Annotated in this window: 16 protein-coding genes and 1 tRNA gene; 12 read left to right on the top strand and 5 right to left on the bottom strand. The window is 37.5% G+C overall.

Features of this window, described 5'->3' with window-relative positions:
- Window positions 1–153: 153 nt before the first annotated feature.
- The 4 genes from ABFY81_RS08710 (at window position 154) to rpmE (ending at window position 4,270) form a co-directional block, all read left to right on the top strand.
- A complete protein-coding gene (locus tag ABFY81_RS08710; RefSeq protein WP_347913556.1) occupies window positions 154–2,343 on the top strand; it encodes an MFS transporter in 2,190 nt (729 codons plus the stop codon).
- 2 nt (window positions 2,344–2,345) lie between these two features.
- Window positions 2,346–2,747, top strand: coding sequence for a lactoylglutathione lyase (gene gloA, locus ABFY81_RS08705; protein WP_019457730.1), 402 nt, complete (start codon window positions 2,346–2,348; stop codon window positions 2,745–2,747).
- Window positions 2,748–2,880: 133 nt separating this feature from the next.
- A complete protein-coding gene (locus ABFY81_RS08700; RefSeq protein ID WP_085945699.1) occupies window positions 2,881–3,852 on the top strand; it encodes a bile acid:sodium symporter family protein in 972 nt (323 codons plus the stop codon).
- A 193-nt stretch (window positions 3,853–4,045) separates the two neighbouring features.
- Window positions 4,046–4,270, top strand: coding sequence for a 50S ribosomal protein L31 (rpmE, locus tag ABFY81_RS08695; protein WP_004652835.1), 225 nt, complete (start codon window positions 4,046–4,048; stop codon window positions 4,268–4,270).
- A gap of 63 nt (window positions 4,271–4,333) precedes the next feature.
- Here the strand turns inward: rpmE and ABFY81_RS08690 are convergent, their stop codons facing one another.
- Genes ABFY81_RS08690 through epmB form a run of 3 tightly spaced genes read right to left on the bottom strand, consistent with a single transcriptional unit; the run spans window position 4,334 to window position 9,216 of the window.
- The gene (locus ABFY81_RS08690) at window positions 4,334–6,442 is read right to left on the bottom strand and encodes an EAL domain-containing protein (RefSeq protein ID WP_347913555.1); all 2,109 of its coding nucleotides are present in this window, start codon (window positions 6,440–6,442) and stop codon (window positions 4,334–4,336) included.
- Window positions 6,439–8,184, bottom strand: coding sequence for a hypothetical protein (locus tag ABFY81_RS08685; RefSeq protein WP_025465158.1), 1,746 nt, complete (start codon window positions 8,182–8,184; stop codon window positions 6,439–6,441). Before ABFY81_RS08685 ends, ABFY81_RS08690 begins: the two co-directional genes overlap by 4 nt.
- A gap of 15 nt (window positions 8,185–8,199) precedes the next feature.
- Window positions 8,200–9,216, bottom strand: coding sequence for an EF-P beta-lysylation protein EpmB (epmB, locus tag ABFY81_RS08680; protein ID WP_077163088.1), 1,017 nt, complete (start codon window positions 9,214–9,216; stop codon window positions 8,200–8,202).
- Between the two features lie 73 nt (window positions 9,217–9,289).
- Here epmB and efp point away from each other — a divergent pair, with 73 nt between their 5' ends.
- From efp to ABFY81_RS08655, 5 genes are all read left to right on the top strand, one after another.
- Window positions 9,290–9,859: an elongation factor P gene (efp, locus tag ABFY81_RS08675; protein WP_004700171.1), complete on the top strand. Its 570-nt coding sequence runs from the start codon at window positions 9,290–9,292 to the stop codon at window positions 9,857–9,859.
- Between the two features lie 164 nt (window positions 9,860–10,023).
- The gene (locus ABFY81_RS08670) at window positions 10,024–12,120 is read left to right on the top strand and encodes a carbon starvation CstA family protein (protein WP_019457733.1); all 2,097 of its coding nucleotides are present in this window, start codon (window positions 10,024–10,026) and stop codon (window positions 12,118–12,120) included.
- Between the two features lie 2 nt (window positions 12,121–12,122).
- Complete coding sequence (locus ABFY81_RS08665; protein WP_002052430.1) at window positions 12,123–12,425, top strand: YbdD/YjiX family protein; 303 nt, start codon at window positions 12,123–12,125, stop codon at window positions 12,423–12,425.
- 167 nt (window positions 12,426–12,592) lie between these two features.
- A tRNA-Val gene (locus ABFY81_RS08660) sits at window positions 12,593–12,669 on the top strand.
- A gap of 289 nt (window positions 12,670–12,958) precedes the next feature.
- Entirely contained in the window at window positions 12,959–14,839 is a 1,881-nt protein-coding gene (locus tag ABFY81_RS08655) for a potassium transporter Kup (protein ID WP_347913554.1), read from the top strand.
- 138 nt (window positions 14,840–14,977) lie between these two features.
- Here ABFY81_RS08655 and ABFY81_RS08650 read toward each other — a convergent pair whose 3' ends face one another.
- Window positions 14,978–15,853 carry a zinc ribbon domain-containing protein gene (locus ABFY81_RS08650; protein WP_347913553.1) on the bottom strand — a complete coding sequence of 292 codons (876 nt, stop codon included), beginning with the start codon at window positions 15,851–15,853 and terminating at the stop codon, window positions 14,978–14,980.
- Between the two features lie 809 nt (window positions 15,854–16,662).
- Between ABFY81_RS08650 and ABFY81_RS08645 the strand changes: the two genes are divergently transcribed.
- Window positions 16,663–17,226 (top strand): TetR/AcrR family transcriptional regulator, encoded by a 564-nt coding sequence (locus tag ABFY81_RS08645; RefSeq protein ID WP_347913552.1) that lies wholly within the window; start codon window positions 16,663–16,665, stop codon window positions 17,224–17,226.
- Between the two features lie 133 nt (window positions 17,227–17,359).
- On the opposite strand, the gene ABFY81_RS08640 is transcribed toward ABFY81_RS08645, so the two are convergent.
- Complete coding sequence (locus ABFY81_RS08640; RefSeq protein WP_199999816.1) at window positions 17,360–18,217, bottom strand: LysR family transcriptional regulator; 858 nt, start codon at window positions 18,215–18,217, stop codon at window positions 17,360–17,362.
- A gap of 319 nt (window positions 18,218–18,536) precedes the next feature.
- Between ABFY81_RS08640 and ABFY81_RS08635 the strand changes: the two genes are divergently transcribed.
- Window positions 18,537–18,968: a DoxX family protein gene (locus ABFY81_RS08635; RefSeq protein WP_042075095.1), complete on the top strand. Its 432-nt coding sequence runs from the start codon at window positions 18,537–18,539 to the stop codon at window positions 18,966–18,968.
- A 32-nt stretch (window positions 18,969–19,000) separates the two neighbouring features.
- Window positions 19,001–19,915 (top strand): glyoxalase, encoded by a 915-nt coding sequence (locus tag ABFY81_RS08630; protein ID WP_191011954.1) that lies wholly within the window; start codon window positions 19,001–19,003, stop codon window positions 19,913–19,915.
- Window positions 19,916–19,952: the final 37 nt, after the last annotated feature.

The raw sequence follows: 19,952 nt of genomic DNA, 5'->3' as shown, positions 1-19,952 counted from the left end.
CAAAAGAAAACGAAGGTTGAGGGTTAAAGGTATACAGGTTTAGCATAAAATATCAAGCAAACTTGCCGTTTTTATCATCAAAACCAAACTTGATTGCATAAAGAATCTTGAAAGGAATGGTAAGAAGCGATTGAATAGGCACATTTATAATTTATGGAAAATAAAAAACGAATGACCACACAAACCTCTGGTTGGGTCTCGGCGTTTAAAGCATTTTTAGACCGTCGTGCATTAATTATGCTATTTCTGGGTTTTTCTGCCGGAATACCTATTTTATTGATTTTCTCTAGCCTTTCATTATGGCTAGGCGAAGCGGGTATCGATAAAAGTGCAGTCACTTTTTTTAGTTGGGCAGCTTTGGGATATTCCTTTAAGTTTGTTTGGGCACCTCTCATTGATGAGTTGCCAGTACCGTTCTTGACCAAGGCTTTAGGTCGAAGACGTGCTTGGCTGTTAATTGCACAGTGTTTGATTGTGCTTGCGATTTGTACGATGGCATTTGCTGATCCAGCTTTAGGTCATAGTTATCTCGTTCAAATGGCAGCAGGTGCAGTTTTACTTGGCTTCTCGGCGGCAACGCAAGATATCGTCATTGATGCCTATCGTATTGAGTTAGCTGAAACTGAAATGCAGACGGTGTTAGCATCTACTTATAATGCGGGTTACCGTATAGGTATGATTGTGGCTGGTGCTGGTGCATTGTTTTTAGCTGCACATTTAGGAACAGCGAAAGGTAACTATATTTACGAGGCTTGGAAAACCACCTACTTAACCATGGCAGCAGTCATGTCGGTCGGTATTATTACAACCTTACTTGTTCGTGAACCTCAAGTTAGTCGAGTATATAAAAACTATAAGACTACTGATTATTACTGTTTAGTTTTAGTCTTCTTTATAGCGGTCATTTCGTTTGTTTTAACTTATATTTATTCAGGTCAAATTACTGAGGCAATTTCAAAAGCTGGCAATATTCAAGATAGTGCAAGTTTATTTGGCTTAGAAGCTTTAAGATTTTTAACCGCAACAGGTACTGCCATTTTAGTCGGTTACATACTGGTTAAAATGGGTGTTGTAAACCAGCAAATGGCAAAAGAAACTTGGATTGCTCCAATTCTTGATTTCTTTAAACGTTATGGTGTCAAACTTGCGTTAGTGCTTTTATTCTTGATCGGTTTCTTCCGTATTTCAGACATTATTGCGGGTGTAATTTCAAACGTCTTTTATCAAGATCTGAACTTTAGCAAAGAGCAAATTGCCGAAGCAGTAAAAGTTTATGGCGTTATCTTTAGCTTGGTTGGTGGCTTCCTAGGTGGCCTACTAGCGCAGCGTATGAACATCATGAAACTGATGTTTGTTGGTGCTGTATTGGCAAGCTCTACTAACCTCATTTTCATTGGTTTAGTAAAATCTGGCAAACCGCTTGATATGGTTGATATTCAAGTGGGAGACAAACATTATAAAGCTCAGCCAGATGAAGTAGGGTATTGGAAGGTTAAAGTCCCAAGTTCTACTTTTGATGGCACAAAACAAATTGATGTTAAAGCAGGCTATGCTTTGCAAGGTCAACAAGCAGAGAGCATAGTCCGAGTTCAACCATTAGTAACAACGCATGCTGAAGATTCACCTATACAGATTTTACCTTTAATGGGAAGTGACCAAATTACTGCTAAATCTTCTGAGGGAAGTGTTGTTGTTCGTGGTCAGTACTTTGGCAAGGCTTTGTCACCTAACCAAAAGATTGTAGTGAGTTTGAATGGGCAAAACTTTGATGCAAAAATGACAGATCAAAAAGGCGTGTTTAACGCGGCAATTGATATGCAAAAATTATTGTCATCACCAACCAAGCAATTAACTGCTGCGGTGGTTGAAGGAAACCAAAAATTATTATCAGTTTCGCATCAATATGAAGTCGCTTCAAATTCTGCACCAAAAGCTGAATTAGATGTAAACATCGAGCCTCTACCATACATTGACACTCAGTCAGGTAAAGAAGTTGAGATTAGCGGTAAAGTCATCAAGCCTTACAGTTCGCTATGGCTCTACTTCGCAATTGTTGTAGACAATATGGCTTCGGGCCTTGCAGGTGCAGCATTCATTGCATTCCTTTCGAGTTTAACCAGTGTGTCATTTACTGCTGTTCAATATGCGATCTTTAGTTCACTCATGACCCTTACACCAAAACTTTTAGGTGGATATTCGGGTACCATAGTGAGTAATATTGGGTACCCAAACTTCTTTTTGATGACCACACTGATCGGGATTCCAATCTTAATTTTAGTGGTTTGGGTTGGAAAACTACTCAAAGATCATCAAACACATGAATCAGAAAAGGCAGGTGAATAAACATGCGAATGCTTCATACAATGTTGCGAGTAGGCAATTTAGAACAATCTTTAAAGTTCTATACCGAAGTATTAGGAATGAAGTTACTTCGTAAGCGTGATTATGAAGAAGGTCGTTTTACACTGGCATTTGTTGGTTATGGCGATGAAGAAAATAATACCGTGCTTGAACTTACTCATAACTGGGATACATCAAGTTATGATTTAGGTAATGCTTATGGTCACATTGCAATTGGTGTCGAAGACGCTTACAAAGCATGTGAAGAAATTAAAGCACGTGGCGGTAAAGTTGTGCGTGAAGCTGGCCCAATGAAGGGTGGTGTTACGGTTATTGCCTTTGTTGAAGATCCAGATGGCTACAAAATCGAGCTCATTCAGCAAGATGCAGATGCCAGAAATAATTAAGTAAATGACTTAAGTGCTTTAAGATTTAGCTCTTAAAAGTCTAGCTTTATTTTTACAGCCCAGTATGATGAAGACCTGACCAAATGGTCAATTTATCAACTGGGCTTTTATTTGTCTAAAATAATCATAGGATGTGAATATGCTGAAGTTCTTGGCACTTGATCGATTTACAGTTTTGTTGGTTGGCATGGTACTACTAGCAACGTTTTTTCCAGTCAGTGGTCAAGCTGCGCAGTATTTCAATACATTAACTACAGTCGCGATTGCAATTTTATTTTTTCTGCACGGTGCTAAATTGTCTCGTGAGGCTGTAATTGAAGGTATTTTGCATTGGAAAATGCATTTACTGGTATTTGCAATTACGTTCTTTATTTTTCCTGCTCTGGGGTTATTGGCTAAACCTATTCTTTTACCCTTATTAGGACAGCAGCTCTATTGGGGCTTTCTATTTATGTGCTTCTTGCCATCTACTGTTCAGTCTTCTATTGCATTTACTTCAGTTGCAAAAGGAAATGTGGCAGGGGCGGTATGTAGTGCATCTTTCTCAAACTTGGTGGGTATGTTTATCACGCCAGTTTTAGTCAGCTTTTTTATTTTAGGGCAAAGTCAGCACGGGTTTGATCCTACGTCGTCTATTATTGAAATTACGCTGTTGCTATTAGTGCCATTTGTTTTAGGCCAATTGCTTCGTCCCTATGTTTTTCCATATATGGCAAAAGTACCAAGCATTGTAAAAGCATTTGATCAAGGCTCAATTTTGATGGTGGTTTACGGCGCGTTTAGCGGGGCAGTAGTGGCCGGGCTTTGGCATCAGGTAAACTGGAAAACTTTACTGCTTTTGGCGCTCGCTTGTTCTGTGTTACTTACCATTATTATGTTGCTTGCGCTCTATTTGCCGCGTGCTTTTGGTTTTAGCCGTGCCGATCAGATTACTGTTTTCTTTTGTGGTTCAAAAAAGACCTTGGCAAGCGGTGTACCTATGGCACAAATCTTATTTATTGGTCAGCCGTTAGGAATGATTGTTTTGCCAATTATGATATTTCACCAAATACAGCTAATGGTGTGTGGAGTAATCGCAAATTACTGGGCTAAATCCCAAGATTAATTCGCAAAAAAGATTTATATGGCGTATAATAATGTCCACTTGTTGTGCTTAGCTCTAACCCTAGAGGTTTCGGTGGGCCAAAAGAATGGTCTGTTGTGGTGTTGATCTGCTTGAAAAAGCTTTCCTCAATTTAATTGAGAGTGATCAATTGCGATGACAGCTTAAGCCTTTCTTCAATTAGGAGTAATCGACGATGCGCGCCGATATTCACCCAAAATATGAAAAATTAGTTGCAACTTGCTCATGCGGTAACGTAATCGAAACTCGTTCTGCTTTAGGTAAAGAAACTATTTACCTTGACGTATGTTCAGCTTGCCACCCATTCTACACTGGTAAACAAAAGAATGTAGATACTGGTGGTCGTATCGACAAATTCAAACAACGTTTCTCTGGTATGTCTCGCTCTATCAAGCGTTAATACTTCAGAACGAAATAAAAAACGGGCTTATGCCCGTTTTTTATTTTTTAAATAACAAGACCATTACTGGTCTTGTACATCGGTTAAGCGATCAAGTTTTTTCTGGAAATAATCACCTTGTAAGAAACGTGCTTCCACATTCCATGCATTTGCAAATAGGTTCATATCATTTAAGTTAGCCAATAAAATTCCAATTGGTTTTACAGTCAGATAGTTCAATACCTTTTCTTGCAAGCTGTTCAGACCTTGATCTGAACTTAACAAATCCGTTTTGCTAGACTGTAATTTTACAAGCTGAATATCAAGCTGCTGTAAAATTGAATCACTATGCATTGAAGAAGCAAAATCTCGAATTGAAACTTCTGCACCGTGTTGGCGTAAACGACCAATCAGCGGCTGAACGGTTGGAAGATAGTGCTGAAGTGCTTGTTCTGAAAACTGTAAAATTAACGGACTTTCAAGTTTGCTACCAATAATGGTTAGCAGCTTTGAAATCAGCTCTGGGAATGATTTATCTTTCAGCAAAATATCAATATTCAGGTTAATAATGAGTCTTGCTTTAGGATACTGAGCAATAAAATTGTGAAGCTGTTTACATGCTTCAACCAATATCCAGCGATCTACTTGAATTGAAAGCTCAGTATCTTCTTTTAAGTCAGCTAAGTCGTTTAAATCATGCCATTGTTCATCAGTAATAAAGCCACTCGTCACTTCATAGTTATGAGTTTCTTCATCATGTTTGTCATACACTTGCTGATACTTCAGATGTATCTCACCTTTAGCGAGTTTCTGTTTTAACTGCTGTAGCAAAGATGACTGAGAACTCACCTCGAAATGGTCAATTGTTAAATCTAGAGGAACAGTTTCAACAGTCGGTGAAACGATTTTTTCTTCAATTGGCGCTATTTCAAGTTGAGGTGTAACTTGAGGTAGATTCTGCTTTTCAGCTTCATTGAGTAATGAGCTAAAAGACATCTCAGTGAGCGGTTGTTTAAGCGGAGCATAGCCAAGCTTTAACTGTACCGAGAAGTTTTGTTCATTCACTTTTAACAAGTGTTCTTTTTGCAAAGTTTGTAGACTTGTTAACTGCGAATTTAAAACTGAACTATTTTCAGCTTGTAAAATCCCAGCATAAGTTCCCAAATCGACTTTGAAAATTGGCATTTGTGCATGATCTTTTAAAAAACCATGAAGCTGATTGAAATATAGTCCCAACGTCTGCCAACCTTGTTGAAAGAGGCGTTCTGGGCATTGCGCGAGCTTAAATAACACTACAGCATTTGCTTGCGCAGGATGGGTTGATAAATGTCGATTGATTTGTTGCCAAGCCGTACTTAATCCGACACTTTTTTCAGATGGAGACGTGTTTGCTGGAATGCTTAAATCAACTTGATAATCGATGGTCAGTTGTACAGCGTCTTCTTCTTGGCTTGGAATAAATTCCAGTTTCAAAGCGTTATTACCAGAAATAGCTTGATGCTGACTTTGAATTTCAAAACGAGCTTGATCAAACTGACCTAAAGAAATTTTCTTAAATCGTTGTTTGAAAATATTTAAATCGTTCGGTTGTAAGACATCCAAGATTGGCAAACCAATAATATCTTCTTCTTGCTTAAAGCCAAAAAGATTAAGGTATTCAGGATTTGCCTTAATATGTATGCCTTCTTGAAAAATAGCGACTGCTTTATGGCTGTTGTCGACTAGAGTTTGCGTATGACTATGAATGGTATCAAGCTCTGCTAACAAACGTTGTTCCGTTTGTAAAAGGCGGCTATACGATAAGGTTCGAACAAGTGTGATGTAGAAATAGTCCAGTGGTTCTAATGGAACTACATCGTAAATACCTTTTTGAATATAGTTTTGGTATTGCTGTGTTTGATAATCATCTGGTTGCAAAAGTAAAATTGGAAGTTGCGGCTGTTCTGACGCTTGAACGAGGGAGAGAGTTTGTTCAATTTTCAAATCGTACGCGCGGCCAAAAATAATCACATCCCATGATGTATTGAGCTGCTTTTCAAAACTTTTTAAATCATCAAGTAATAAAGCATTAACTTGATATTGATTCCCCGATAAAAGATTTAAAATTTGGTTATAACGTAACTGGTTATCATCAATAATGAGTAAACGTATTTCAGTACGTCTTAACTTTTTAGATAGTAAAGAGTTTCTCACTTTAATGCTTCCCATAAATCTTGACTATTCGCGTTACTATTCTTTTTCAACATGAACTGATCAAGCAAATGTTGTTGCTGATCATTTAAAAGTTCAAATTGAAATTGAATAAAACTCTGAGTAATGAGTTGTGCTTTGAGTAGATACACTTTGATTTCTTCTGTCCCCAATCGTAAATGAATTGTTTGTTGCTCTCTAAAAATTTGAGACCCCGGTAAAATAAGCGTGTTTTGTATTTCTTCTAAGTTTTGAGTTTGTAGTAATAGTGCAGGGTGATAATTACGGGTATGGCGCTCAGCCTGAATATGTACAGCACAAGGGAACATGGCTTGTGAAAGAATTTCTAAACCCAGTTCCAAACTTTTTTCTGTTGATTGTTTAATCCAGCGAATCACACCGCCACGCCACTGACCATGTAATGTTTCTTTAACTAAAATATATTCGCCAGTTCGTAAGTTTTTCGGAGCTTCACCAGACCATTTAATACGATAGCCATTAACACTGATATCAAGCACTGTGGTTTGATAAATGGTTTTACTTTCACGGCTTAAGCGTTGGTAAGAGCTGGTTTGTTGCTCTTTTTTCTCTAGGTTTGATAAAACCTTCGATTCACTTTGTAAATTATAGTTATTGTTGAGTTGGAGCGTTTCTTCAAAGTTCTTTGCTTTAGATAGATAAAAATGTGCGGTAGTTAATCCGAAGCAAATTTGGAGAGCGGCATTATATTCATAACGTTCATGACGGCGCTGTGCGGTCGTGCCTAAAATGGTTTGAACGTGAAACTTTAACGCAGGGCTTAAATAAATCTTTTCATTTTTAGACATGTACTGAGCATTTTTATGCATGGTGGCAGTAACATGCTCAAGCAACGCTTGAGTGCTAATAAAAATGCTTGGATTGAAATTTGAGCTTTGTTTTTTGTTATATACCGGTGGGTGGTCTTTAGTCGGATCGACCACATACTTAGTTAAAGCACTATCTTTAGGTAAAATTTGAATCATACGTGCCCAGTCAAAACTACACTGGAATAGCGCTTGAATTTCCGATTGACGAATCTGATTGGTATTAAAAATATCTAATAAAATAAGCTGAGCGTATGCCTGCGTAATATTGGCTAAAGGATGCTGTACGCCTTGAATATGATTAATATTGGTTAAATGATATTTATATTGGACTGCGGTTTCATAAAGTTCATGAGCAATTAACCATTGGCCTTTGACAGGTTCGCTATAGAGCATGTGCTGCTGATATAAAAGGTTGGTGAGTTGCTGCAATGCATGGAAAGTCGCCAAAATACGCGCAGTTTGCAAATTTTTCTTTTGTTTAAATGAAAATAGAGAAAACTTCTGTCTTTGTAGCTGTCCGTGGCTTGTCCTTGCGATATTTAAATAAATACTCGCAAAATAGCAACGTAGAAGCATTGCCAGTTCAATAATGTGCTCGTTACGGTCTGTACTAATCACACCTTGGTTAAAAAAGTTTTTTTCTAGACTCGCCAAAACATTATTAATGGTTGGGTGAAGTGTTTGAATTAAATCGAAGCGAAGCGTTTCACTGCAATTTAATTCATTCAATTCCAAAAGTGCTGTAAATAAAGCCTTTGAGGTATCACCCAATTGCATAATAGAAAGGGTAGTAACCCATTCATTAAGGTCTTTAATATTGGCTTCACAAAAGCTTAACCGTTCACGAGTAAGTGCGGTTTGATTGTGAAAAATGTCCGAAAGTGCATTATTCATCATCACTTATTATATAACTCAAAAAGTTGTAGCCCCAAAAAGCGGTGTTTTATTCTTTTCGCCCGCAATTTCCCTGACGAGTTTAGGAACCAAATACCCCGGTAGGCTCGCTAACACGTCTTGATATATTGCATCTATTTCAGATGGTATTAAATCAAAATGTTGTGCACCTTTTACTTTATCTAAAACATGTAAGTAATAAGGCATAACGCGAGCTTCAAATAAACGATAACTTAAATCAACGAGTGTCTCGGCAGAATCATTAACACCTTTAAGCAACACCGCCTGATTAAGTACAGTAATGTGCTCGTCAGATAACTGCAACAATTTTGAACAAGTAAAGTCATCGAGTTCAGAAGCATGGTTCGAGTGTACCACCAGAATAATACGCAGCCTACTGTTTTTTAATAAAGAAATAAGCTGTTCGTCGATACGGTTTGGAATAACAATTGGAACGCGTGAATGAATTCTCAGAATCTTCACTTGTTTGAGAGATGATAAACGTTCCAACCAAAGTGCTAATTTTCGATTAGACAAAGTAAGTGGGTCACCGCCACTTAAAATCACTTCATTAATGTCGGGATTCGCTTCAATATAGTTTTTAATGTTTAGCCAATCGTCATTTTTTGGCAGATTTTCCTGATAGGGAAAGTGACGACGGAAACAGTAACGACAATGAACTGCGCAAGCACCTGTCAAAGTCAGTAAAAAACGCGACTTATATTTGTGTAATACACCCGGTAATTGATTTGCTGCTTCTTCACCTAAAGGGTCGGTTACAAACTCAGGATGTTCTTCAAGTTCTAAATGATGAGGCAATACCTGTAGCAAAAGCGGGTCAAGTGGGTTTTTAGCGTTCATTTTTCCGACGAACGCACGAGGCACACGTAATTTAAACTTTTCAGAAGCTAGAATCGCACCCGATAATAGCTGATCTGAGGATAACTCGAGTAGGCTTAGCAGTTCAGAAGGATCAGTAATAAGGTCACTGAGTTGTGATTGCCAGTTTTGCTCTTGGTATAAATAGTTTATCATTTGACACGATTAAGATAATGCAACAACGCATTATATCGCATAGTTGACTTGTTAAGTTTGGAGTGTGCCTTTCATGGCCTATTATTCTACAAATGATTTCAAAGCTGGCCTTAAGGTTATGCTTGATGGTAACCCATGTTCTATCATGGAAAACGAATATGTAAAACCAGGTAAAGGTCAAGCGTTCAACCGTGTAAAATTACGTAACCTTAAAACCGGTAAAGTATTAGAAAAAACTTTCAAATCAGGTGACTCTTTAGAAGCAGCTGACATCGTTGAAGTTGAAATGGAATACCTATACAACGATGGTGAAATGTGGAACTTCATGGATCCTGTATCTTTTGAACAAATCGCTGCAGACAAAGTTGCAATGGGCGATGCTGCAAAATGGTTAAAAGACGATTCAAATGAAAAATGTACAATTATGTTGTTCAACGGCGTACCTTTAACAGTAAGCCCACCGAACTTCGTTGTATTAAAAATCGTTGAAACTGATCCGGGCGTACGTGGTGATACATCTGGCGGTGGCGGTAAACCAGCTAAGCTTGAAACAGGTGCGGTTGTTCGTGTTCCGTTATTTGTTCAGCAAGAAGAAAGCGTTCGTGTAGATACTCGTACTGGCGATTATTTAGAGCGTGCATAATAGTTAAAAAATACACTATTATCGAAGGGATGATGTAAATCATCCCTTTTTTTATGCGAAAGTATAAGAGGAAAAAAGAAAAAGGAGGAGTAGAGTCACAGGGATTAAGAGAAACAGTACATAACAATATAAAAATGCTGTAGTTATTTATTGAGAGGTTAAGAATGGACACAATGCAAGCGAAATCTACGCTTCCCTCCAAGCTGGTCTGGAGCCTAGTGGCAATTATAGGTGCAATTTCTTTTGGGATGCTGGCACTTAGTCGTGGTGAACATGTTAACGCGGTTTGGCTTGTACTAGCTGCAGCATGTGTATATAGCATCGCATACCGATTTTATAGTCTATTTATTGCAACTAAAGTATTTGAATTAAACCCAAGACGTTTAACCCCAGCACATCGTTTAGCCGATGGTCTGGATTATGTACCCACCAATAAATATGTGCTTTTTGGTCACCACTTTGCTGCAATTGCTGGAGCAGGGCCGCTAGTTGGACCAATTTTGGCAGCACAAATGGGCTTTTTACCGGGAACCATTTGGCTACTGGTTGGTGTGGTTCTGGCAGGTGCGGTACAAGACTTTTTAGTTTTATTTATATCGACACGCCGTGATGGTCGTTCACTTGGTGAAATGGCAAAGCAGGAGCTTGGCTCTTTTGCGGGTGTTGTGGTAATGCTCGGTGCACTCGGGGTAATGATTATTATCCTTGCAGTACTGGCGTTGGTAGTTGTGAAAGCACTTGCACACAGCCCGTGGGGTGTATTTAGTATTGCAGCAACCATTCCAATTGCATTGTTCATGGGCGTTTATATGCGCTTTATCCGTCCAGGACGTATTGCAGAAGTTTCAATTATTGGTTTTGTTTTAATGATGCTGGCAATTGTCTATGGTGGACATGTTGCAGCAGACCCGTACTGGGGTGAGTTCTTCACTTTAACGGGTACACAACTGACTTGGTGTCTCATCATTTATGGTTTTATCGCATCGGTATTGCCAGTTTGGTTGTTATTAGCACCACGTGATTATTTATCTACCTTCCTTAAAATCGGGGTAATTCTTGGTTTGGCGGTGGGTATTATCATTGCATTACCTGAATTGAAAATGCCTGCTGTAACTCACTTCATTGATGGTACAGGTCCAGTTTTCTCAGGTAGTTTATTCCCATTCCTATTTATTACCATTGCCTGCGGTGCCATTTCTGGTTTCCATGCACTTGTATCTAGTGGTACGACACCAAAACTCGTCGATAACGAAGCTGATATTCGTGTGATTGGCTACGGCGGTATGCTTATGGAGTCTTTTGTCGGGATCATGGCCATGATCTGTGCGACAGTTTTAGACCCAGGTGTATATTTTGCGATTAATGCGCCTGCGGCAGTACTCGGCACAACTGTAGAGTCTGCGGCAGAAGCTGTACGTAACTTAGGTTTTGTCGTTACTCCAGAAATGTTGACAGTGTTGGCTCAAGAAGTAGGTGAAAGCTCTATTCTTTCACGTACAGGTGGTGCGCCTACCTTTGCTATTGGTATGGCTCATATCATTTCTGAAATTTTTAATAGCCGCCAAATGATGGCATTTTGGTATCACTTTGCCATTCTATTTGAAGCATTATTTATTTTAACTGCTGTTGATGCGGGTACTCGTGCTTGTCGTTTCATGGTGCAAGACACGGTAGGTATTGTTATTCCTGCGGTTAAAGCATCAGGTTCTTTCTTTGGTAATTTGGTTGGTACAGCCGTTGCAGTTGGTGGATGGGGCTTCTTCGTCTATCAAGGTGTGATTGACCCACTAGGTGGCGTTAATTCATTATGGCCTCTGTTTGGTGTTGGTAACCAAATGCTGGCTTCTATGGCACTCATTTTAGGTACAGTCATTCTATTTAAAATGAAAAAAGAAAAATATGTATGGGTAACGATTATCCCAACTATTTTCTTGTTCGTGACCTGTATGACTGCCGGTTGGCAAAAGATTTTCCACGAAAACCCAAAAATTGGTTTCTTGGCGCAAGCGCATAAGTTCTCTGATGCGATTGCTCGCGGTGAAATTATTAAACCAGCCAAAACTATTGCTGAGATGCAAAACATTGTGATGTCGAATCAGATTAATGCTGCACTTTGTGGCTTCTTTATGATTGTTTCGATTGTCATGATTATTGCCTCAATTGGTATTGTTCGCCGTGCTTTAGCGAGTCGTACTCCGACTGTAAATGAAGCACCTGCGGTATATGCCGATCCTGAAGTGGTTACCACTCGAGGAGAATAAAGATGAATTTTAAATTTGCAAAAAATGGAACTGTCATTATTGCGAAAATCATCAAAATGACAGTGCTCTCGCAAAAAGAGCTATTACTTTCTCCAAAGAACTGGTCGCGTATAGCAACCTTGTGGCAGCGTTTGCAGCAAAGCTTCCGACTTATGGTCGGTGTGCCGGACTATCAAACGTATTTGGAGCACATGAAAGCTCATCATCCAGATTTAACACCTATGGATGCGAAGACTTTCTATCGGCATTGTGTTGATGTGCGTTATCCATCGGCAGGCGGTACTTTAAAGAAATGCCCTTGTTAAATTGAGAGTTAAATTCAGCTAAACAAAACGGTATGTGGTTGAACCATGTACCGTTTTACTTTTTGGAAAATGAAAAAGAGTTTGCTCAAAGTCTGCTCATTTGTATTTTTTTCAATGGCAAATCTCTTGTTTTGCTTTTGAAAAATGAATATTATGCTTTCCATTCTAGGTGTATAGCTCAGTTGGTTAGAGCGCTACGTTGACATCGTAGAGGTCTCCAGTTCGAGTCTGGATATACCTACCAAGATTCGCTGTTAAATCAGCAATTTAAAAAACCGCCTTAAATGGCGGTTTTTTCTTTTCGGGGTATTAATTCACGCCCTAATGTGTATAAGTACGAAAATCAATCAAGTTCAGAATTCAAATACTATGAGAGTAGACTAATTTTTGTGTTTATAGTCCTCCTTATTATAGGAAGTAATATCTTATTGATTATTAATGCTCTTGATTTTTATATTTTGATCAATGATAGTGGGCTATAGGTGTTAGTGCTTTTTAAATAAGAATAATAATTTCATATCAAGGAGATATGGATGAGTTCACATGAGATTGGACGTCAAAAAATGTCAGCAATGACATTGGGTGCTTTAGGGGTAGTTTTTGGTGATATTGGTACTAGCCCACTGTATGCTTTTACCCAATGTTTTCATACATCACATAATGTTCCTATAAATGAAGCGAATGTTCTAGGCATTTTATCATTGATTTTTTGGGCACTGATGATCGTGGTGTCTTTGAAATTTAGTATGTTAATTATGCGTGCTGACAATCATGGAGAGGGGGGCATTTTAGCATTATTAGCTCTTAACATGCACAATAAGCAAATTGGGCCTAAAGTGCGCTTTGGGTTAATTACAATTGGTTTATTTGGTGCTTCATTGTTTTTTGGTGATGGCATTATTACCCCCGCTATTTCAGTATTGTCAGCAGTAGAGGGATTGTCTGTAGCAACCCCTATTTTTACACCGTATGTAATACCAATTACGATTGTGATTCTAATTGGATTATTTATGATTCAGAAAAAGGGAACTGGATCCGTAGGCCGTTTTTTTGGACCTATCATGCTACTGTGGTTTTTCTCAATAGGTTTTATTGGCCTATCTCACATTATCAAGAACCCTTTTATCTTGAATATGCTTAATCCGTATTGGGCTTTTCCTTTCATTGAAAATAACCCCGTGACTGCATTTGTAGTTATGGGAGCAGTTGTATTGACGATTACAGGTGGAGAGGCGCTATATGCGGATATGGGCCATTTTGGTCGTAAGCCAATTCAATTGGCTTGGTTTTTGGTTGCGCTACCATGCTTGGTATTAAACTATGCAGGACAAGGAGCATTAATTCTGCAAAACCCGCAGGCCATCGAGAATACTTTTTTTATGATGGTGCCTAAAATAGCCTTATATCCTATGATTGCTTTAGCAACTGCTGCGACAGTAATTGCCTCTCAGGCAGTTATTTCAGGTGTGTTTTCTATGGCACGTCAAGCTATCCAATTAGGTTATTTACCACGTTTTGCGATTGACCATACCTCTGAATCTGAAATTGGTCAGATTTATATACCCGCATTGAACTGGATGTTGCTTGGTATGATTATTAGTTTAGTGCTTATGTTTCAATCTAGCGCTAATCTAGCTTCGGCTTATGGTATTGCAGTAACTTTGACTATGTTCTGTGACACTATTCTAGTTGCTTTCATCATGTATCACTTATGGAAATGGCCTTCGTGGGTCATGTTGTTAATTGCGATACCTTTGCTAATACCAGATCTCCTCTTTATTGCTTCAACTTCACTAAAAATTGTAGATGGCGGCTGGTTCCCATTAATGATGGGGGCAATCACTTTTATAATTATGACAACATGGCGCCGTGGACGTGAATTACTACTGAACAAGTTGCAAAGTGACACTATGCCATTAGATTTATTTATTAAGAGCTTGGAGTCTAGTGCTTATATGGTGAGTGGAACGGCTGTATTTATGACAAGTAGTCCAAAAGTTGTTCCACATGCTTTATTACATAATTTAAAACATAACAAAATACTTCATGAACGTAATATTTTGATCACTATAAATACTCGCGACATTCCATATGTAGATGAATCAGAACGTATTGATGTCGAAGTATTAGATAAGCACTTTTTACGTGTCAGTGCTTATTATGGATTTAAAGAGCAGCCCAATGTACCTCAAGCATTAGAACAAGCTTTAACTAAGTTGAATCAACCGTATAACATTATGGACACAAGCTTTTTTGTATCACGTGAACGTGTAATTCATAACGTAGGTGATGGTATTGTTTCATGGCGTGAAAAACTGTTCATTTCTATGCAACTTAATACGAGTCCTGCTAGTGATTTTTTCCAGATACCAGCTAACCGAGTGGTGGAAATGGGAAGCCAAGTAGAGATTTAGGGATGCCTTGATTGATTTTATATATGCAGAAATGAGAGGCTTTTAAAGGCTTAAATTTAGAAGATTTAAGCCTTTTTTCATGATTCGAGAACTATTTCAGAAAGTTACTCTAATTCAAGTTGACCATCTTCTTTTATATTATTCTATTTTTGAGATTTCATCTTTTCCTTCAGGTGGAATATAGCATTTCACCTTATGTGGAAGTTCTCCACCTAGATCATTTTTTGATTCATACAATACAGATACAACAATATTGCCATTACCTTGTGCTTTAAGTGTATCAATATTTCCATATTTAATTGATAAGGGATGCGTTTCATTAACTCTAATTAGTTGCTTACATCGGCTTATAGCTTCATCTACATTTACTGATTTTTGCGCTTGAGACAGTATCTGTTTATCTTCTTTCAATTCCTTTTCTGAGACATAAAAACGTTCACCATTTGCACAATTAACATAAATAACAATTTCTTTTTTAGGTATACTTCGCGTTGTAGAGATACCTGCTTCTTCAATTGAATCACAAGTATTTTCGCTATTAGCGACTTTCTGTACTGCTGCTTTTTCTACGTTAGTAATTTTCTTAACCCATTTACTTCCCCATTCAGCATAAAGTTTAGGGAATTGATCTTTTGTATAGTCATTATATGCATATTCACTAATAGGTTTTGCTGAAGATATATTGCTTTTATCTCCGATTTTATTATTTGATTTTGTCTCTGAACCAATATTAGCGAAGAGCATTATTGGAATACCTAAGATGATAACCCATAGTAAAAGATTAAAAAGTTTAGTACGTACCTTTGAGTTTTGAGACGAAGATATTTCTTGCGAGCTACTGGAAAGGTTGCTCTTATTACTTAACATATCAGGCAAAGGCGGAGGCGTTGATCTTGCTGCATTTGTTTTAAGAAATGGGTTTCTAAGATTTTCTATAGGAAAACCGCAGTGAGGACAACTTTTAGCTTGATCACTAATTTCTTTCTTACATTCTGGGCATGATATTAAAGCCATTTTTCCCCCTTTAATAAATTAAATATAAATTTGTTTTTGATATTTAATATTTAAAACTTAGGCATAGTAGTTGATGAAATTTATAAATATTTAAACCTATATTACCTAAGAACTATATATAAAACACCAAAAAGATCAGATGCTGAAAGACAAAATCACATTTCAACCTTTTCATAATCCCCCCTTTATAAACCCTCATTTAACAATAACTCACGCATTATTTATTCTTACTTTTTAATGATCTAATTTAAAACAAATGTCATTTTGTGTGCTTGACTGCAACAGGGTTGGGCACTATTCTTTGCCTGCTGGCCACATTGCCAGCCGGCTTTGACAGGCTGAATATTATCTCCCGCATCAGAGCTTTTCCTTCTGAGGAATAGTTTTGTGTGTGGTGTGCCACTCGTCTCTTTCCCGTAGCGGTAGGACGGGAGAGGGACACCCTCGGGTGTGCTAGTTTGAGATAATACTAGTCTGTCAACCTTCTTCCGTTCTGCCACCATAATTCTATAAATGTCTGGCAGAACTCCCCATAAAAAGGAGTTGGCTTTGCACATCCATTATTTCTTGGCCGCCGTTGCCAAAAGCTATAACGACACCACTTAAAAATTTAAAGCAGCTTGATCACCTTTAGGGTTTTTAGGCTTTCAGTCATTACGGCTCAAAAAACTTGCATCAACAATAAAACTTGAGATGTGCCAAGCACAGTCTTTATGGCTTTGCTATGCCTTTTTTACAGCTTTAAAAAAGTGAAAGGCTTTTATATCTCATTTATATACAAAAAAAATTTAATTTATAACGGTAAAACTATGCAAAATTTAACTCTCCCAGCACGTGCTGTAAAAGTTATAAATAACGGGATTCAGGTATTTCATCATGGTGGGTTTCACACAGTCGGTGTCGACAAAATCGTGAGAGAAACTGAAATAACAAGAATGACGTTTTATAACTACTTTCACTCTAAAGAGCGGTTTATTGACATTTGTTTAGTTGTACAAAAAGAACGGCTCCAAGACCAAGTCATTAAAATGGTCGAATATGACCATGCCACAAGCGCGTTAGATAAACTTAAAAAACTATATTATCTACATAGTGATATAGAAGGGCCATATTACCTATTATTTAAAGCCATTTTCGAAACTAAAAATAGCTACCCAAACGCTTATCTAACCGCCGTGAGGTACAGAACATGGCTCACCAATGAAATTTATAGCCAGCTTAGATTAGTTAAAACCGATGTTTCATTTACCGATGCCAAACTCTTTTTATATATGATTGAAGGTGGAATTATTCAACTTTTAGGTTCGGATGGAGCAGACGACAAAGAGCAGATGCTTGAATATTTTCTGCGAGCTCTAACTTATAACAAATAAACTTGATAGCTTTGTATGACTGAAAAAGCCCTAAATTAAAGTAATTTAAGGCTTTTTAGGGCAGAGATAAATAGATTTTTTGAGAAATGTAGATAAAGAAAAAGAGTAATTTCGCGGCTAAAGTTTTATTAACTTAATGATAATTTGAAAAATGCTGTTTTAAAGAATTTAGAAAAAGCTCAACCTTTTTTGGAACTCTCGATCCATAAGGTGTGGTTGCATAAAAATAAAGATCAGAGTTTAAAAGGGTTTTTGAATAATTAATAATAACTCCCTCATCTTCATATTTTTTTGCTAAAAAGTCAGGTGCAAATAAAATACCTTGATTTCTCTTACAAAGTTCTAAAAGAATTTCTATATTATTACATGTCAATTTTGGTATTGAGTTAATAATATTATTTTTTAAGTCATCTTTAGAATATAGTAAAATGCTATGCTCTCTAAGCTCTTCTATATTTTTCGGTTTTCCATATTTATTTAAATATGCGTCTGTTGCATAAAAGCTTCTTTTATACGTGTTTAAAATAAAAGTATTTTGCTCTTCAATATTTTCCTCAACTTTTAAAATCACATCAAACTTATGCTGATTGATATGAGAGGAGTGGTCTGAAAACATAAGATCAATTTCAATATGAGGATATTTGATTAGAAAATTAGAAATGACATCTGAAAAGCACGTTTGGATAAAGGCATGTGGAGCACTAATTTTGAGTAAGCCTTCTGGGTACTTCTGGTCGTATACAAAGTCATGAGCTGCTAAATCTAACTCTTTCACAATCACTTTGCATCGCTCATAGAACTTTTCTCCAGAGCGAGTTAAGTCCATCTTTCGGGTGTTGCGTATAAATAATGATGTATTAAATAGACTTTCTAAATAAAAAATTCTTTTTGAAACTTGATCTCTCGTAATGCCTAGATTTCTAGAAGCATGACTAAAATTTCCATTCTCTACCACACTTATAAAAGTATTAATACAGTCTATTTTATCCATTAAATTTTAAAGGCTAAATGATCTTGCCGCTAAATTATATGAGGAATATCTGTATATCAATCATTGTATCTTTTTAGAATACAGTTTGTATTTAAATAAATATCTAGTAGTTTACACGGTTTTTTGATTTTATATACCGTGAGTTATTTGGTTTTTTAAAGGTTAATAAAATATTTAAAACTATTTAAATTATCTTATTTTTATAAAGATAATTTTATAAATTAGATCATGAATATTGCATATTTTATAAACTTTTATTAATACATGAAACTTATATTTTTTAAATATTAAAACTATGAGATTTCAAAAAGGTAAATAGATGAGTGACTTGATTAATAATAACCCAGTATGGGTAAAAAAGATCTTATCAATTCATGGATTGCTTCCGCTACTTCGACTTGCACTCGTTTCAGCGTATTTAGTGGGGGGAATTAATAAATTCATCGGATTTCATGCGGCTATTGAAGAGCAGGCGAGTTTTGGGTTACAGCCTGCTTGGCTCTGGGCAGCTACAGCGATTTTTATTGAAATTGTTGGTTCACTGCTTGTTATTTTTAATCGTTTTGTCTGGTTAGGAGCAGGGGCTTTAGGCTGTCTAACCGCAGTCGCAATGCTGGTTGCAAACGACTTTTGGAATCATACAGGCCCAGCATTTTTTAGTACGTTTAATAGTTTCTTCGAACATCTTGGGCTCATCGCTGCGTTGGTGATGGTCACCATTCTTTCTAATCAATCTTCAAAATCACAATAAGTTTAAGCATCTCATTTAAACAGGAGCATTTTATGCGTAAATCATTATCAGCATTGCTTTTAAGCACCATGTTAGTGGGCACAAATGTTGCCCTAGTTCCTCAAGTTTTTGCCAAAACAACAACAAGTATAAAAAGTGAGGCGCCCGGTGTAGCCCCCCAATACGATACAACGCATGTTTATGTAAATCCTGAAGACTTTGACAAATTTACCGATAGTTTGGTTGCAACATTCGGTGGCACCAAGTCGAAACAAGGTGTTTTCCAAGTCACACCAACACCGAGCCAGACGATGTCTCAGCTTGTATTGACCCCAGTAGGTACATTGTCTGTATTTGGTTTTAAAACCCCAATTCCATATCCGTTTGGTTTGGAAAGAACAGGCTATTTAGTCAAAGACATGGATGCAGCAGTGCAGGCTGCCAAAGCAAATGGGGCAGATGTTATTGTAGATGCTTTCCCAGACCCAATTGGGCGTGATGCGATTGTCCAATGGCCGGGCGGTGTAAATATGCAGCTCTACTGGCACACGACTAAGCCTAACTATAACCAGTTAGAGAGTGTTCCAGAAAATCGTATTTATGTTTCAAAACAAAGTGCTGACTCGTTTGTTAAGAAGTTCGTGAGTTTCTCGCACGGTAAAGTCGTTTCCGATAACCCTAAAGCCGCAGGTATAGAAATTGGTCGCCCAAATGAAACCTATAGACGTATTCGCGTTGAGTCTGACTTCGGCAAAATGACAGTGTTCGTGACCAATGGTCATCTTCCTTATCCGTATGGGCGTGATATGACGGGTTATGAAGTTAAAAACTTATCTGAAACTTTAGATAAAGCCACAAAAGCAGGCGCATCTGTTTTGGTGAATGCTTATAAGTCGGATGGTCGTGAGTCAGCAATGGTGCAGTTCCCAGGCGGTTATATCGCTGAAATTCATGCCTCTATCAAATAATTTATAGCCTAAATGATCGATTGAAATTTGCACTCAT

This window comes from Acinetobacter sp. WA-87, from assembly GCF_039938935.1.
Lineage (GTDB): Bacteria > Pseudomonadota > Gammaproteobacteria > Pseudomonadales > Moraxellaceae > Acinetobacter > Acinetobacter seifertii.
The sequence above is the reverse complement of the archived record's forward strand: the minus strand, read 5'-3'. Positions and strand labels throughout refer to the sequence as shown.

Bases quoted from the DNA above. Each gene is read 5' to 3' on its own strand.
- ABFY81_RS08640 (WP_199999816.1), bottom strand. From the start codon at position 18,217: ATGGATAAAATAGACTGTATTAATACTTTTATAAGTGTGGTAGAGAAT.
- ABFY81_RS08630 (WP_191011954.1), top strand. From the start codon at position 19,001: ATGCGTAAATCATTATCAGCATTGCTTTTAAGCACCATGTTAGTGGGC.
- efp (WP_004700171.1), top strand. From the start codon at position 9,290: ATGGCCTATTATTCTACAAATGATTTCAAAGCTGGCCTTAAGGTTATG.
- ABFY81_RS08710 (WP_347913556.1), top strand. From the start codon at position 154: ATGGAAAATAAAAAACGAATGACCACACAAACCTCTGGTTGGGTCTCG.
- ABFY81_RS08655 (WP_347913554.1), top strand. From the start codon at position 12,959: ATGAGTTCACATGAGATTGGACGTCAAAAAATGTCAGCAATGACATTG.
- ABFY81_RS08635 (WP_042075095.1), top strand. From the start codon at position 18,537: ATGAGTGACTTGATTAATAATAACCCAGTATGGGTAAAAAAGATCTTA.
- ABFY81_RS08645 (WP_347913552.1), top strand. From the start codon at position 16,663: ATGCAAAATTTAACTCTCCCAGCACGTGCTGTAAAAGTTATAAATAAC.
- ABFY81_RS08685 (WP_025465158.1), bottom strand. From the start codon at position 8,184: ATGATGAATAATGCACTTTCGGACATTTTTCACAATCAAACCGCACTT.
- gloA (WP_019457730.1), top strand. From the start codon at position 2,346: ATGCGAATGCTTCATACAATGTTGCGAGTAGGCAATTTAGAACAATCT.
- ABFY81_RS08670 (WP_019457733.1), top strand. From the start codon at position 10,024: ATGGACACAATGCAAGCGAAATCTACGCTTCCCTCCAAGCTGGTCTGG.
- rpmE (WP_004652835.1), top strand. From the start codon at position 4,046: ATGCGCGCCGATATTCACCCAAAATATGAAAAATTAGTTGCAACTTGC.
- ABFY81_RS08650 (WP_347913553.1), bottom strand. From the start codon at position 15,853: ATGGCTTTAATATCATGCCCAGAATGTAAGAAAGAAATTAGTGATCAA.
- ABFY81_RS08665 (WP_002052430.1), top strand. From the start codon at position 12,123: ATGAATTTTAAATTTGCAAAAAATGGAACTGTCATTATTGCGAAAATC.
- epmB (WP_077163088.1), bottom strand. From the start codon at position 9,216: ATGATAAACTATTTATACCAAGAGCAAAACTGGCAATCACAACTCAGT.